The 16768-nt window shown below is 35.9% G+C and carries 16 protein-coding genes; all 16 read left to right on the top strand.

The genetic code is table 11. The features are described from left to right. The first annotated feature begins 78 nt into the window (after positions 1 to 78). A complete protein-coding gene (locus tag A9G35_RS12385; RefSeq protein WP_065637129.1) occupies positions 79 to 2565 on the top strand; it encodes a class I adenylate cyclase in 2487 nt (828 codons plus the stop codon). Positions 2566 to 2782: 217 nt separating this feature from the next. After that, the gene (gene rpoE / locus A9G35_RS12380; RefSeq protein WP_065637128.1) at positions 2783 to 3355 is read left to right on the top strand and encodes an RNA polymerase sigma factor RpoE; all 573 of its coding nucleotides are present in this window, start codon (positions 2783 to 2785) and stop codon (positions 3353 to 3355) included. 50 nt (positions 3356 to 3405) lie between these two features. Beyond that, the gene (locus A9G35_RS12375) at positions 3406 to 3966 is read left to right on the top strand and encodes an RseA family anti-sigma factor (protein ID WP_065637127.1); all 561 of its coding nucleotides are present in this window, start codon (positions 3406 to 3408) and stop codon (positions 3964 to 3966) included. Positions 3967 to 4044: 78 nt separating this feature from the next. Then, complete coding sequence (locus tag A9G35_RS12370) at positions 4045 to 4956, top strand: MucB/RseB C-terminal domain-containing protein (RefSeq protein ID WP_218057285.1); 912 nt, start codon at positions 4045 to 4047, stop codon at positions 4954 to 4956. 154 nt (positions 4957 to 5110) lie between these two features. Then, a complete protein-coding gene (lepA, locus tag A9G35_RS12365; RefSeq protein ID WP_065637125.1) occupies positions 5111 to 6907 on the top strand; it encodes a translation elongation factor 4 in 1797 nt (598 codons plus the stop codon). Positions 6908 to 6955: 48 nt separating this feature from the next. Beyond that, positions 6956 to 7954 (top strand): signal peptidase I, encoded by a 999-nt coding sequence (gene lepB / locus A9G35_RS12360; protein ID WP_065637124.1) that lies wholly within the window; start codon positions 6956 to 6958, stop codon positions 7952 to 7954. A gap of 11 nt (positions 7955 to 7965) precedes the next feature. Next, positions 7966 to 8640: a ribonuclease III gene (gene rnc / locus A9G35_RS12355; protein ID WP_065637123.1), complete on the top strand. Its 675-nt coding sequence runs from the start codon at positions 7966 to 7968 to the stop codon at positions 8638 to 8640. After that, positions 8637 to 9542 (top strand): GTPase Era, encoded by a 906-nt coding sequence (era, locus tag A9G35_RS12350; protein ID WP_065637122.1) that lies wholly within the window; start codon positions 8637 to 8639, stop codon positions 9540 to 9542. Before rnc ends, era begins: the two co-directional genes overlap by 4 nt. Before the next feature lie 367 nt (positions 9543 to 9909). Further along, entirely contained in the window at positions 9910 to 11502 is a 1593-nt protein-coding gene (gene purH / locus A9G35_RS12345; RefSeq protein ID WP_065637121.1) for a bifunctional phosphoribosylaminoimidazolecarboxamide formyltransferase/IMP cyclohydrolase, read from the top strand. 96 nt (positions 11503 to 11598) lie between these two features. Beyond that, positions 11599 to 12897, top strand: a complete 1299-nt coding sequence (purD, locus tag A9G35_RS12340) for a phosphoribosylamine--glycine ligase (RefSeq protein ID WP_065637120.1) — start codon at positions 11599 to 11601, stop codon at positions 12895 to 12897. A 115-nt stretch (positions 12898 to 13012) separates the two neighbouring features. Further along, positions 13013 to 13453, top strand: coding sequence for a PAAR domain-containing protein (locus A9G35_RS12335; protein WP_065637119.1), 441 nt, complete (start codon positions 13013 to 13015; stop codon positions 13451 to 13453). Further along, positions 13453 to 14325: a DUF4225 domain-containing protein gene (locus A9G35_RS12330; protein ID WP_065637118.1), complete on the top strand. Its 873-nt coding sequence runs from the start codon at positions 13453 to 13455 to the stop codon at positions 14323 to 14325. Before A9G35_RS12335 ends, A9G35_RS12330 begins: the two co-directional genes overlap by 1 nt. Before the next feature lie 10 nt (positions 14326 to 14335). Continuing rightward, the gene (locus A9G35_RS12325; protein ID WP_065637117.1) at positions 14336 to 14647 is read left to right on the top strand and encodes a hypothetical protein; all 312 of its coding nucleotides are present in this window, start codon (positions 14336 to 14338) and stop codon (positions 14645 to 14647) included. A gap of 185 nt (positions 14648 to 14832) precedes the next feature. Continuing rightward, entirely contained in the window at positions 14833 to 15273 is a 441-nt protein-coding gene (locus A9G35_RS12320) for a hypothetical protein (RefSeq protein WP_065637116.1), read from the top strand. Further along, positions 15273 to 15752: a hypothetical protein gene (locus A9G35_RS12315; protein WP_141673881.1), complete on the top strand. Its 480-nt coding sequence runs from the start codon at positions 15273 to 15275 to the stop codon at positions 15750 to 15752. Before A9G35_RS12320 ends, A9G35_RS12315 begins: the two co-directional genes overlap by 1 nt. 193 nt (positions 15753 to 15945) lie before the next feature. Next, positions 15946 to 16428 (top strand): hypothetical protein, encoded by a 483-nt coding sequence (locus A9G35_RS12310; protein ID WP_065637114.1) that lies wholly within the window; start codon positions 15946 to 15948, stop codon positions 16426 to 16428. Positions 16429 to 16768: the final 340 nt, after the last annotated feature.

The following is a 16768-nucleotide window of genomic DNA, read 5'->3' as shown; positions in this document are numbered from 1 at the left end:
CTATTTACCTTACACGAATAACATGCTAGATTTAACAAAAGCGTTAGTCTAATACGCTCGTTTTACCTAATTAAAGCTATGCAATATTATATCAATAACCTTAAAAAAGAACTCGAAGATCTTGCCAATTTAAAGCGTGAGCGTGCGCTTATTGGTATGCCATCTGAATTCCAACAGGTATTTTTATTACTTCCGGCGCTTTTTCATTATCATACTCCTCAACTACCTGGATATATAGAAGGTCATATACTTTCAGGTATTGCTTGCTATCAATTATCTAATGACGCAAAAAAACGACTAAAAAAACAATTCAATTTTATTCCACCGACAAACCCAACCCAAACCCAAATACTACCACCGGCAATCTCCGCTTTATATTCGATGGGAAGTACTTGCTCTCTTGGACAATCAGTAAAATCTGATCTTGATATTTGGATATGTATTGAAAACAATTTAACTGATCAACAAAAAGAAGCGTTACAGCAAAAATGCCGATTAATCGAAAAATGGGCAGCGAATTTACAAGTCAAATTAACGTTATTTGTGGTCGATGCAGATCGTTTTATCAATCAACATCACGAATGTTTAATGGGTGAAAACTGTGGAACCGCTCAACATATCTTATTGCTTGAAGAATTTTACCGTTCCGCTAATTTATTAGCAGGGAAATTTTTGTTATGGTTTGCTGTGCCTTATAACTATACCGTAAATAACGTCACTTATCCCACTTATGAACAGTGCGTTAACGCTATGGTTGATCTTAATTTAATTGAACGAAATGACTGGATTGATTTTGGGCCACTAACTGGCTTATCTGCACAAGAGTATTTTGGCGCAAGTCTATGGCAACTTTATAAAAGCATCGATTCCCCCTTTAAAGCAGTACTTAAAACCCTATTACTAGAAGCGTACTCATGGATTTATCCTAAAAATGATCCGATAGCTTATCAGATGAGAGAGTTTATTCAAAAAGGTCAAAAACACAAAGGGGCTAATCTAGATTCATACTACATGCTATTAGACAGAATCAGTAACTATCTTGTAGAAATTAATGACTATGAACGGCTTGAGCTAATTCGTAACTGTTTTTATTTAAAAGTGAATGGAAAACTATCAATCCCTACACAATCACCATCTTGGCGTCGTGCCATTTTGAGTGATTTAGTTAAAAATTGGGGATGGAGTAAGCAACAAATTGCCAAATTAGATGCCTGCCAAGCTTGGAAAATAGAACAAGTTCGAGAAATGCATGAAATTCTATTACACACCATGATGAAAGGTTATCGAAATTTACTCAATTTTGGTCGTCGTAATAATTTAGACTCATTAATTAGTCCTCAAGATCTTGCGATCTTAACGCGTAAACTCTATGCTGCTTTTGAAGTATTACCAGGCAAAATAACAACATTAAAACTTAATATATCCGACAATTTGCAAGAAGATGCCTTGACGTTTATTCATGTGGCAGAAGATCGCATTAATCGAGCAGGATGGTATGTTTATAACCAAAAACCTATCCTCAATTCGATTATTAGTCACCAATATTTGGAATACAGCAAATATTTAGTAAAACTGGTTGGTTGGTGTTATTTTAATGGTTTAATTGCTGATACTACCCAATTTTATTATCGGAATGGTGAAAATCGTAATAACTCAAAAATCAATAAATTGATCGCCGATCTAAAAAATTATTTTCCCATCGATGTTCCTGCTGCAACTGAAGAACAGTTATATGGGCCATGTGAAATTCGCCATTTAGCGATCATTTTAAATCTGGAAGATGATCCAACTACCAACATAAAGATAGATAATGAAGTGGCTAATAGCGTACTTAATTACGGTAAAGATGAACTTAGCTTAGTTGGAACAATTGATCTTCTTTATAGAAATTCATGGAATGAAATTCGTATGCTTCATTTTAGCGGATCACTGTCCGTGCTTGAAGCGATTAAAGCATTATTAAATCGCATGCACAAAAATGCTGATCTTCCTAATTCAATTGAAATTTTTTGTTATAGTGAACACTTAAGTTGCGAAATCAAACAACAAATAAAAAAACTTATGGATGAATGTGTTGATTTGCGCTTAACCACGACTGAAAACAATTCAACACAAGTCAAGCCATTAAGGGTGGGGGGATCTTCTTGGTATCTATTTTTTGAACGATTAGGTGTTTCTAGCCATCAATTTGAAAATGCGATCGATTTTTATGGTGCCGTATCAAACAACAAAATACAAGGTAGACCGTTAAATATTTTAGACGAAACCAATGAACTACCCAAAGAAATCGACAGCATTGCTTATAGAGGGATCATCCAGTTCATTTTTGAAGATACCGAATCGGGTTTTGATCTTTACATCTTAAATGAACATAATCAGGTTGAAATTTACCGTAATTGTAACGGTTCAAAAGAAAATATGGTAAAAGATATCAACGATTTTTATGTTTTATCTGACGATCGTTTTACTTTTACAACGGGCAGTGCTGTTAATTTTAATCTACCTCAATTTTATCAAATCACATATAATGACTCAGGTGAGCGCAAGATCATATCCGTCAATTAAACGATCAAAATGATCTTATTTAAATAGAATTATGTCAAAAACTTTCAGGAAAGCATGTGTTTTAGTATAAAAAAGATAAAAATTTACAATTAATAAGTAAAATAATTAAATTTCTATTAAAATAATGGGAACTTTTTTTAAATTTAAGAATCTAACTGTTTGTGTGCACAAATTTGGGCCGATTGACAGTTATTAACATAATAAGGAATGGCCTTTAATGGGGGAGCAAGTAACAGACCAAGTACTCGTAGATCGCGTTGTCAATGGTGACAAAAACGCATTTAATTTACTTGTGGTTCGTTATCAAAATAAATTAGCTCATTTAGTTTCTCGTTATGTATTAGCGTCTGAAGTTCCTGATGTTGTGCAAGAAACTTTTATTAAGGCATATCGTTCATTAAGTCTTTTTAAAGGTGAAAGTGTTTTTTACACATGGTTGTATCGTATTGCAGTTAATACGGCTAAAAATTACTTAACCTCTCAAGGACGAAGGCCGCCAGCATCAGACATTGACGCTAGCGAAGCAGAAAGTTATGAAGGTGCCGATTCATTAAGAGATCTTGATAATCCTGAAAATTTAGCACTTTCAGACGAAGTAAAAAAGACCGTATTTGCAACGATTGAAGCTCTGCCAGATGATTTAAAAACTGCAATTACATTGCGTGAAATTGATGGCTTAAGCTACGAAGAGATCGCTGACATTATGGATACACCCGTTGGAACAGTGCGATCACGTATCTTTAGAGCGCGTGAAGCAATAGATGAAAAACTAAAACCATTACTCGGTTAATGGCTACAAACAAATTGATAAAAAGTAGTCATAAATTTAAGGTATCTACTATGCAAATTGAACAGAAAGAGCAACTTTCATTACTTATGGATGGCGAATTCACAAACGATCATATTATTGATGAAGTATCGCATAATGAAAGTTTACAATCATGCTGGCACCGCTATCATATTGTAAGAGAAGCAATGCGAGGTGAGTTGCATAGTAGCGCATTAACGTTAGATATCTCTAAGCAAATTGCTCAAGCTATTGCAAGTGAAGATTTATACAATAATCTAACAGATCAGCCAAATATCAAAACAACCACACAACCAAAAACTGAAAACTTAATTTGGATTCACGTTAAAGACTTTTTTGCTAAAGCCAGCCAAGTTGGGCTTGCTGCATGTGTCACGCTTGGCATTATTGCCGGTGTTCAATATCAGCAAAGCCAAACGGATAATGCAAATGGCATCCCTACATTAAACACTGTTCCTGTCGGTGTTAATATTGCGCCAGTAGGTGGAATTCATCAGCAAAATGATCAGCAACAGCTTGAAGAGCGACAATACGACAAAATCAGATTGCTTGTACAAGATTATGAATTACAAAAAAGACTAAATGCTCACTAATTGGAAATGAAATTACCTTATTATTTTGTACCACATTTTATAAAACAGAGTAGAAATTTTATTTTCACTCTGTTTTTTGTGTTTTTTTCAGCATCCATTTACGCTAATGATACTGATGATGCCTTAACGCTATTAAATAAAATGCATCATGCAGCTCAAACACAAAATTACCATATTCACTTTTTATTTGAAGATAAAGATCAATATGCAACTACATTTGAATATAGCCATTTAGGCGCAGCAAACAAAAATGACATTAATGCCTGCCTACGCTATCTTGAAGGTCCAAATAAAGAGATCATCTTGCATAATGGTGTAACGAGTTACTTTCAACCTGATAGCCCCTCGTTTTCGATCACAAGCCCACGCATCATCGAGGCTTTTCCTGATGTGATTTATAATAATTTTAATGATCTAAGCGAATTTTACGATTTTATTCTATTAGGCAAAGCAAGAACGGCAAATCGCAGTGCACAACAGGTAAAAATCATCGCTAAAGAAAAGGATCGTTATAGCTACCTGATCTGGATTGATGATCAAACCTATTTGCCGATCAGAGTTGATTTATTAGATCAAAATAACAACATTATTAATCAGATAAAAGTGATCCAGCTAGATAAAAATTTTGATAAGAAAAAACAGCTAGATTATATCAACAATCGAACCTATCCTGTTTTATTATCGATCGAAAAGCAAGATAGTGCGTTTGATCAATGGCGATTAGCGTGGTTACCTAAAGGGTTTAAGGAAATAGCTGCTTATAATTTGAATTTTTACAACTCTGATATTGCAACTAAATTGTTTTCAGATGGTGTATTTTCATTTACAGTTAATATTTCTTCTGAACAAGCTAAACAATCACATCAAATTATCCAACAAGGTGGACGCACTATTTATTCAACTAACTTGGGACACAAAAATATTATCATCATTGGTAATTTACCGCATACCACGCTTGAACGTATAGCACAAAATATTATCCAGAAATAAGTGCAAACTTCTCGATAACGCTATGCTTAGCAGTGATAAATGTGTAAAATGTTTCCTTTATGACTATGTACTTATTAGCAATGTTGGTAATAACCAAAAGCATTTTAGATAGTTAACCATTAATAACCAAGATACTCATTATAATATTATTAATATGAATAAAAATATCCGCAATTTTTCGATTATTGCCCATATTGACCATGGTAAATCAACGCTTTCAGACCGCATAATTCAAATTTGTGGTGGACTTTCAGATCGTGAAATGGAAGCCCAAGTGCTCGACTCAATGGATCTTGAGCGTGAGCGAGGTATCACCATCAAAGCACAAAGTGTTACGCTTGATTATCATGCTAAAAATGGCGAAACCTATCAGCTCAATTTTATCGACACACCAGGTCATGTTGACTTTTCGTATGAAGTATCGCGCTCGCTTGCCGCTTGTGAAGGCGCATTATTAGTTGTCGATGCAGGGCAAGGCGTTGAAGCACAAACACTAGCAAACTGCTATACCGCTTTAGACATGGATCTTGAAGTTGTACCAGTTCTAAACAAAATTGATTTACCCGCAGCTGAACCAGAGCGCGTTGCGGCCGAAATCGAAGACATTGTCGGCATTGATGCAAGTAATGCTGTTCGCTGTTCAGCTAAAACAGGCGTTGGCGTGACTGATGTTCTTGAACAACTTGTCAACGACATTCCACCACCAGAAGGCGACTCAAATGCGCCATTACAAGCACTTATTATTGATTCATGGTTTGATAATTACTTAGGTGTAGTTTCATTAATTCGCATCAAAAATGGTGAATTAAACAAAGGTGATAAGATCAAAGTAATGAGTACAGGTATGACATACAACGTTGATCGACTTGGTATATTTACGCCTAAACAAGTTGATAAACAATGCCTGCATTGTGGTGAAGTGGGTTGGGTTGTTTGTGCTATCAAAGATATCTTAGGTGCGCCAGTAGGGGATACTTTAACTTTAGCAAAAGCTCCAGCACAAGAACCATTACCAGGCTTTAAAAAGGTCAAACCACAAGTTTATGCAGGGTTATTCCCAACCAGCTCTGACGATTATGAAGCTTTTCGTGATGCGCTTGGCAAATTAAGTTTAAACGATGCCTCGTTATTTTATGAACCTGAAAATTCAGGGGCATTAGGATTTGGATTCCGCTGTGGTTTTCTTGGTTTATTGCATATGGAAATTATCCAAGAGCGTTTAGAGCGTGAATACAACCTCGATCTTATAACTACTGCACCAACGGTTGTTTATGAAGTGCTAACCACATCCAATGACATTATTTATGTTGATAGCCCTGCTAAGTTACCAGCAGTAAATAACATTCAAGAATTACGCGAACCAATAGCAGAATGTAACATATTAGTTCCGCAAACTTATTTAGGCAACGTCATCACACTCTGTGTTGAAAAACGTGGTGTGCAAACCAACATGGTTTATCATGGAAACCAAGTAGCCTTAACATACGAAATACCAATGACCGAAGTCGTATTAGACTTTTTTGACAAACTAAAATCAACTTCGCGCGGGTATGCCTCATTAGACTACAGCTTTAAACGATTCCAAGCTGCCGACATGGTAAGATTGGATGTATTAATTAACGGTGAACGTGTTGACGCATTAGCTTTAATTACCCACAAAGACAACGCACCATATCGTGGACGGGAATTAGTTGAAAAAATGAAAGATCTTATTCCTCGTCAACTGTTTGATATTGCTATACAAGCGGCTATTGGCAATCATGTTATAGCTCGATCAACCGTAAAACAACTACGCAAAAACGTATTAGCCAAATGTTATGGGGGTGACGTAAGTCGTAAAAAGAAACTTTTACAGAAGCAAAAAGAAGGTAAAAAACGCATGAAACAAGTTGGTAATGTTGAATTACCACAAGAAGCATTTTTAGCGATTTTGCATGTAGGAAAAGATTAACTAATTAAAAACAAATCAATAAAAAGATTTATTTAAAGAGGAAACAAAATGGCTGGAACATTTGCCATCATATTAGCAACAGCAACACTCATTACTGGGATCTTTTGGTTTTTAGAAAAATTTAAATGGAAACCAGCAAGACAGCGTAAAGTAGAAGAAATCCGCACCCAAAGCAATGGCGAGGTTGACGGAAAGATTCTTGCCGAAGTGGGTAAACCCAAAGGATGGGTTGAAAATTTGGCATCGTTTTTCCCTGTTTTATTTGTCGTATTTGTCATTCGTTCGTTCATATATGAACCGTTTCAAATCCCATCTGGTTCAATGATGCAAACGTTACTAATTGGCGATTTTATTGCGGTTGAAAAATACGCTTATGGCTTGCGTGATCCTATTACTAACACTGTCATCATCCCAACAGGGCGCCCTAAACGTGGTGATGTAGCAGTGTTTAAACATCCAAATATTCCACAAATGGATCTGATTAAACGTGTGGTTGGTTTACCTGGTGACAAAGTCGTCTATCTAGTTAAAGAAAAGAAAATTGTAATTTATCCAGCGTGCCAAACAACGGATACTGATTGTAAAGGCCAGCAATCACAGCCACTTGACTTGCATTACAGCGAACCAAAAACAAGCAACTGGAAAGTGGTTTATGAGCAATTTAAAACTTCGCCAAGCTTTTACACCTTACAGCAATATGCTGATAAAGGTATTATTGACTCAGATAGTGTTGTAACATTGAATATGAACATTCAACAAGAAACGTTAGGTGACAAACCGCACGACATTTTGATTACACAAGGATCGCAAGAGGATCCAAATTATTACCGCCAAAAAGATCAACCAACAGCCACTTGGGTGGTACCACAAGGTCACTACTTTATGATGGGTGACAACCGTGACAACAGCGGTGACAGTCGATACTTTGGTTTTGTACCTGAAGGTAACTTTGTGGGGAAAGCAACTGCGATTTGGATCAGCTTTGAAAAACAACCAGACGAATGGCCAACAGGGATTCGCTTTAGTCGTATTGGTGGGATACATTAAAAATTATAATTATGAAAAAATTTAGTCAAATTCAACAATCGATCGGCTATCAGTTTCAAGATCTATCACTACTTGAATTAGCGCTCACTCACCGAAGCGCGAATAAAAAGCATAACGAACGTTTAGAGTTCCTCGGGGATTCAATCTTAAGTTTTGTTATTGCTGATGAGCTATATCACCGTTTTTTCAAACAAGATGAAGGTGATCTAAGCCAAATGCGAGCCACGCTTGTTTGTGGTCAAACACTTGCCGAAATAGGCAAAGATTTTAAATTGGGCGATGACCTTATTTTGGGACAAGGCGAGCTAAAAAGTGGTGGGTTTCGTCGGGAATCGATTATTTCTGATGCCGTTGAAGCCATTATTGGCGCCATTTACTTAGATAGCAACATCGACACAATTCGTCAATTAATTTTATCGTGGTACCAAACTCGCTTAACCCAAATTCAACCTGGGATAAAACAAAAAGATGCCAAAACAAAATTACAAGAATATTTACAAGGGACTCATCGACCACGCCCATGTTATCTTATTGTTGAAATCACTGGTGATAATCACGAACAAGAATTCTTAATTCAGTGCAAAATCGACAATGACGACCGCGAATATTTAGGTCGTGGTTTAAGTCGCCGAAAAGCAGAACAAATAGCAGCACAAGAAGCACTCAACCAACTAGGTATAAAATGACAGAAACAACACAACATTGTGGATTTGTCGCCATTGTGGGGCGACCAAATGTAGGTAAATCAACGCTATTAAACCAATTGCTTGGTCAAAAGATTTCCATTACCTCGCGCAAAGCGCAAACAACAAGGCACCGTATTATCGGTATTGACACGCAAAATAACGACCAAATTATCTATATCGACACTCCTGGGCTGCACATTGAAGAAAAAAGAGCCATCAATCGCCTAATGAACCGAGCGGCAAGTAGCTCAATTGGGGATGTTGAACTTGTGATTTTTGTTGTTGAAGGGACTCATTGGAATGACGATGATGAAATGGTTGCCAACAAACTCAAAAACTGCAAATGTCCAGTATTATTAGTCATTAATAAAATCGATAACGTCACTGACAAAACACAACTATTACCTCATATTCAAGCAATCAGCCAAAAAGTTAACTTCCTTGATGTGGTGCCAATCAGCGCCGAAAAAGGTGAAGGCGTTGATATCATCAAAGATATCGTCAAAAAACACTTACCAGAAGGCGAACACCATTTCCCTGAAGATTACATTACCGACCGTTCACAACGCTTTATGGCATCAGAAATTATCCGTGAAAAACTTATGCGTTTTTTAGGTGATGAATTACCTTATTCAGTAACGGTTGAAATTGAACAATTTAAAGTTGACGAACGTAATGGAATGTACCGCATTAACGGACTAATCTTAGTTGAGCGTGACGGACAAAAGAAAATGGTCATTGGTAACAAAGGCGAAAAAATTAAAAAAATTGGTATTGAAGCGCGTAAAGACATGCAATCATTCTTTGACAACAAAGTCCATCTAGAACTTTGGGTCAAAGTCAAAGCGGGCTGGGCAGATGATGAACGAGCGTTAAGAAGTTTAGGCTATAGCGATGATTAACGAACTCGCTAGATTTTTAAAGTTATCAATCAGGCATATTTATGCCTGATTTTTTACCTAATTTTAAGAAATAATTAAATCAAATCTTCATTAAATTTAGTAAAAATTTTTGTTTTTTTATTAAAAACACTTCAGGAAAGTTATTTATTTTATTAAAGTTTTTTATTGAGGATATGGCTTACTAGGAAGCTTTCCAAAACTTTTCAACAAAATTAATTCTAATATTAACAATATATATACCCAAATTAACCCTAATTTTGACAACTCTCTATTCACTTTATTAACAAGTTAATACTAAACATCTTCCCTTAATTTATATATAATGCGACTTAATAATTTGATTTTTATATTAACTTCGGAGCCATTTATGCAGCAGTTTCGACCCATTCGCCGTGCTTTACTTAGTGTGTCCGACAAAACTGGCATTTTAGAGTTCGCCAAAGCCCTATCAGAACGAAATGTAGAACTCCTTTCAACAGGGGGAACCGCAAAGCTACTTATGGACAACCAAATACCCGTAACCGAAGTATCCGACTATACTGGTTTTCCTGAAATGATGAATGGGCGAGTCAAAACACTACACCCCAAAATTCATGGTGCTATTTTAGGAAGACGAGGTATTGATGATGACATTATGCAACAACACCAAATTGCACCGATTGATATGGTGGTTGTCAATCTTTATCCATTTGCTAAAACGGTTGCTAAACCAAATTGCACATTAGAAGACGCCATTGAAAATATCGATATTGGCGGTCCAACCATGGTGCGCTCTGCTGCTAAAAATCATAAAGATGTTGCCATTGTGGTTGATTGTAGTGATTATCAACATATCATTGATATGATGGATAATAACCAAAACGCCCTTTCTTTTGAATATCGTTTCAATCTTGCCATTAAAGCCTTTGAACACACCGCCAAATATGATGGAATGATCGCCAACTATTTTGGGCAACAAGTACCACCGTATATGGGCGAAACCGACAAACCAGCAGGACAATTTCCACGCACATTAAATCTTCAATTTATAAAAAAACAGAACATGCGCTATGGCGAAAACAGCCACCAACAAGCGGCTTTTTATATTGAAGAAGGCGCTAACGAAGCATCGATTGCAACGGCAAAGCAACTGCAAGGTAAAGCACTATCTTATAACAACATTGCCGACACCGACGCAGCGCTTGAATGTGTCAAATCATTTGAACAGCCTGCTTGTGTAATTGTCAAACACGCCAACCCTTGTGGTGTTGCGGTTAGCGACAATATCCTAAACGCCTATCTAAATGCCTATAAAACCGATCCCACATCGGCCTTTGGTGGCATTATTGCCTTTAACCGCCCATTAGATGCGGCAACGGCTCAAACGATTGTTCAACAACAATTTGTTGAAGTTATCATCGCTCCAATTGTCAATCAAGACGCATTAGCCATTATTGAAGCGAAAAAAAATGTACGAGTACTAGAATGTGGCCAATGGTCAACCTCTACAACAGCCAGTCTAGACTTTAAGCGTGTTAATGGCGGTTTATTAGTGCAAGATCGTGATTTAGGCATGGTATCGCCAAACGAGCTTACGGTCGTCACCAAACGCAAACCAACAGAGCAAGAACTGTCTGATGCTTTATTTTGTTGGAAAGTGGCCAAATTTGTTAAATCCAATGCCATCGTTTATGCCAAAAACAACATGACAATTGGTATTGGCGCAGGACAGATGAGTCGAGTTTATTCCGCCAAAATCGCTGGAATCAAAGCGCAAGACGAAAATCTAGAAGTTGCAGGTTCTGTTGTTGCTTCAGATGCGTTTTTCCCGTTTCGAGACGGGGTTGATGCAGCAGCAGCAGCGGGGGTAACGTGTGTAATTCAGCCCGGTGGCTCGATTCGTGATGACGAAGTGATCCAAGCGGCAAATGAACACAATATTGCAATGATATTTACAGATATGCGTCATTTTAGGCATTAATTTTGATATGAATAATATGGCAATTTTGCTTATTATTAAAAATAAATTAGCTATATTTATCTTTTTATTAAAAAAGACATCGTTAAAGGATCTTTTATGAAAGTTTTAGTCGTTGGTAATGGCGGGCGTGAACATGCGCTTGCTTGGAAAATTGCACAATCACCGCGAGTCTCTAAAGTCTTTGTTGCACCAGGTAATGCAGGTACTTCACTAGAACCTAGTTTAGAAAATATCAACATCAAAGCGACCGACGTCGGAGGACTGCTTAGTTTTGCTCAACAAGAACAAATTGATTTAACTATAGTTGGCCCAGAAGCCCCATTAGTGATTGGCATTGTTGATAGCTTCCAAAAAGCTGGATTAAAAATCTTTGGCCCAAGCAAAGCGGCTGCACAACTTGAAGGATCAAAAGCCTTTACTAAAGACTTCTTAGCTCGCCACAACATCCCCACAGCAGAATATCAAAACTTTACCGAAGTTGCTCCAGCTATTAACTATATTCATGAAAAAGGCGTCCCAATTGTCATTAAAGCTGACGGGCTAGCTGCTGGCAAAGGGGTGATTGTTGCCATGACCTTAAAAGAAGCCGAAGATGCCGTGCATGACATGTTAGCAGGTAACGCCTTTGGCGATGCAGGGCATCGCGTTGTAATTGAAGAATTCTTAGAAGGTGAAGAAGCTAGCTTTATTGTCATGGTTGATGGCAAACATGTAGAGCCAATGGCAACTAGCCAAGATCATAAACGTGTTGGCGATGGCGATACAGGTTTAAATACAGGTGGCATGGGCGCGTATTCGCCAGCTCCTGTTGTAACTGATGCGGTTTTTGCAAAAGTAATGGATAAGATCATCTACCCAACCGTTAACGGCATGGCGCAAGAAGGCAACGTCTATGTCGGCTTTTTATATGCTGGCTTAATGATTGACAAAGACGGCAATCCCAAAGTTATTGAATTCAACTGCCGATTTGGCGATCCCGAAACACAACCCATTATGATGCGAATGCAATCCGATCTGGCAGAACTTTGCCTTGCAGCGGTAGAAGGCAAATTAGACACCGTCAAATCAAAATGGGATCCAAGACCAGCATTAGGTGTGGTGCTTGCAGCTGGTGGCTACCCAGGCGAATATAATACCAAAGATGTCATCCTTGGTATTCCTAGTGAATCAAGCGAAGATTGCAAAATCTTCCATGCGGGTACTAGCTTTGAAAAAGGGCGTGTCTACACTAATGGTGGACGAGTATTGTGCATAACCGCACTTGGCAACACAGTACTTGAAGCACAACAGCGCGCTTATCAGCAAGCCAAAGACATCTATTGGCATGGTTGTTTTTATCGGCATGATATTGGTTACCGTGCAATTGAGCGAGAGCAAAACGGCCACAAATCTTAATTTCTAAAGTTAATTAATTATGGCGTTTAATGACGCCATAGTAGGTGTGAACGAATAATTAACGCAATGGTCATCAATTCTTATTAAATTTTTAATAAAAAAATGGGGGAAGGGAGTGAACAAATTATTAGCAGTGTTGGGCGATGATACGACAACAGGTGGTAAAGTGATTTCTGCATCAAATAGTGGTTTTTCTCAAGGTCAAAGTATCGCATGCTTAGGCGATTACGCAAGTTGTCCTAAATGTACAAAAGGATATGGTTCCATTATTGAAGGAACATATGATTGTATTGTAGATGGTAAACCGGCTGCCTATGATAGTTGCATTGTCGCTTGTGGATGCCCAATAGGAAATAATCGAATTATCGCCACTAAAAGCTTTGCTTATGTGAATATTGCAAGCTCTTCATCAGCAAAAAGCGCAAGTTTTAAAATGCCTAGCTCTTCAGAAACCTCATTACCTATCTTTCAAAACCTGATGTATACGCAAAGTGACTCATCACTTGAAATGAGTGACGACACATCAAAAATTCGATTGGAGACGCCAAACGCTTAATGGACTGCGCTCACGAAGTATGCGAAAAACACCTTTATTACAGCGAAATAAAACAAGCTTTTATTGATGATGTAGATAACTTTGCTATGAATATCGTTGATAAAGTAGAAAATGGTGAGATGAGTTATGAGGAGGGTGCAAAGAAAATAAAGACTGAAGAAAATAATTTGTGGGAACAAAGTCTTGTATGGGTGAAAAATGGTTTGTCTATTTTTGGTGGTGTAGGAATGATTCAAACTGGGTTAGCACTTTGTTCTGCGGGATGGTCATGTCTTATTGGAGCTCCTATGATAGCGCATGGAGGAAATGGAATATATGAAGGAACCGCTGGCATTGTTAATGGTGTTATGAACGAAATTGATGACGGCAACAGAAGTATGGACGTTGATGGACCTTTAAGAAGTTGGTATAAAGATGCTGCCGAGTCTTTAGGTTTTGATTCTTCAATTGGTGATATTGCTTATGATAGTTTAGATTTAAGTATGTCAGTAGGGGCTAAGTTGAAATTAGTGCCGAAACTGAATAAGTTTGGTAATCCAATATTTAAATTATTTAAATATGGTCGCCGTGATTTAGAAAACGCTTACAAACAAATGAGTAAGAAATTATTAACTGTGGAAATTCTTGGTGATGCTATTTCTCTTAGAGAACTAGCTAATCAGTTAAAAAAAGCTTTTATACTTAATAAAGATACTAAACAAGTCAGCATGGTTGTTAAAGAGCCAGAAACAATTATTAATACAGGACAAATTGTCGAGAATTGTTCATTGATAATCACAATAGGTAATGATGATGCACCAGATTATTATAGCTGTGAAAGTAGTGATGGTTCAACATATAGAAAAGATAGAGACGGTAATATTATAAAATAAGGAGATTTGCATGGCTGTTGAAATATGGATTAGCTATTATTTTTTTGCTATTGTTGGGTGTTTTATTCGGCGCTATTTTTCGGAATATATTGCAATGGACTACAATAATGACAAAACTTTAAATCGTAAACGACGTTTAGCTCTTTCTTATTTTTATTTTATTTCTTTATATAGCCTGTTAATTATAAGTCAGCCAGGAGAAGGTTTTTTTTCAAATATTATTTTTTTCTGGTCAGCTGTTTTTATTTTTATATTGTATGTATTTTTTATTAGCTTTCTTGAAACACCACGTAGATACATAAAAAGGAAAAAATGGAAATGATTAATTGAAGTGAAATAAAGATCCTATCCCAAAAAGTGGACACAACCCTCCTCTATGATATAAATACAAAATGAACAACAATATTATCAAAACGATAAAATAATAGAGGTTTACACTGCTTAATATTTGGGCGATGAGTAAATCAACTGTTATAGTTATTATAAAAATGATTGGATCATTAAATTATGAAAAAGTTACTTCTTTTATTATTATTTTTCATATTATCAGGATGCCAAGAAGGCGAACCTCTTGATTCTAGAATTTGGGGTTCATCAGATACAAATATTGATAATAGAAGATATGATATGTCAATTTTGATGATAAAAAATAATTGGTTTCAAGGAAAAACTACAAAAGATATTGTTGAAAAATTACTGGAAGCAAAAGTAGGGACAATAACTATAATTACTGATAATAAAAGAATATATTGTGTTAAGGAATCTGAAGGATGGAATATTGATTTTGAACCGGAAACGTTAGCTTATTTAGATCTTTATTTTAAAAATGATTTAGTAGTAAAAGCCGTATTGAGAGAGAGAAAGCAAAGTTGGTCAAATAAAATTGATGGGATGGGAGGTGTTTCTGAACAAGAATATAAAACAAAATTGGCATGGAACACAAAATAATGAAAAAAATCATTCTATTATTAATGTTTATATCAATAGTAGCATTAACCAGTTGCAACAAAACACCCTTAGAAAAAGCAGTAACTTATCTAGATAAAAGTAATTCTAAAACCATAACACTCTCTGATTATACTAATTTTAAATGGGACGAAGTTTGGATAGTCGATGCTGATATATGGTCAAAATTTTTTCCTTTAATAATGAAACAAAAAAATATAGATGTAAAAGAATTAGATCATAGTCTAGGTGGAACATGTGGCGAATTGTCAAGTTACATAATTATATATGTATATAATAAAAAAGCCGTGTATTATGAACATTTACCTTGTAGAGGAAGAGGTATTGATTGGTATTATTCTCTTACTTTTAATTTGTTTGACAAAGAATTCATTATATTATTAAAAAATCAAGCAATTTTTAATGTCAAAAGATATGGAACTTCATCTGTTTATTATAAATTAGAGCCTAACATTAAATAGTGTAAATGATAAAAAATTATTTTACTCACAATGATATATAAAAACATGTATAAAAAATTGAAATAAACCGATAATGAATTAGCAAGCAAAGTTTTAGATTATTATCATGAACATGGTTTATGGGAAGCGAAAAAAAGCATTTCTAAAGCAAAAAAGTATTAAATAATGAAAAAAAATCATACTATTGTTACTTATGTGTTTATTTCTAACCAATTGTAGCAAAACTCCTTTAGAAAAAGTATTAAAAGATATAGAAGAAAATCACCCTAAAACCATAACCTTATCTGATTATACTAATTTTAAATGGGACGAAGTTTGGTTAATCAGTGGCAGTATTGGTGGAAGGTATATCATATTAATGCGAGAACAAAATATTGATGTCAAAAAAGTAGAAAGACCTAAAAGGAAATATGGAAAATATCAAGAGCATTCTGATGCCGTAGTGTATGTATATAATAAAAAAGTTGTTTATTACGAATTTCCTCCGGATAACAGGGACAGGGAATTTTCTCCTTTAGGTTTCGTAGAGCCATTTCCACTTTTAGATTTTAATTTAGAAAGAGGACAGATTATAATTGTTTCAAGTAATAATTCTGTATGTGAAGTAAAACACAGAACATTAATCCCCATCAAGCCGATTAAGAACTATGAATTCATGGATGAAAAATTGAAATGAATATACGTTTGATTATCGCTATTGTCTTTGTGTTCCTTCTTATTGGTTGCGACAAAGATCCGTTAGAAAAGGTAACTATAACTTAATCACTCCGAAGCCACCGCACCCAATCCACTGTATCCACTAACAAAAAAGACCTTGTTTTTTACAAAAAACAGATTAGTAATTACATTGATTTTATTAATGTTTTTTATTTCCTTTTTTCTAACTGTTATTATTTTACTATAACTCAGATACTGAAATATTCTTTTAAAACTAAGCTAATAATCCATTGATTCTTGCTTATTAAATAGAATGTTGATGTTAACTTATACCACTCTATGTTATGCTAGCGCTAATA

The organism is Gilliamella sp. Choc5-1 (assembly GCF_001690595.1).
Lineage (GTDB): Bacteria > Pseudomonadota > Gammaproteobacteria > Enterobacterales > Orbaceae > Gilliamella > Gilliamella apicola_M.
The sequence above is the reverse complement of the archived record's forward strand: the minus strand, read 5'-3'. Positions and strand labels throughout refer to the sequence as shown.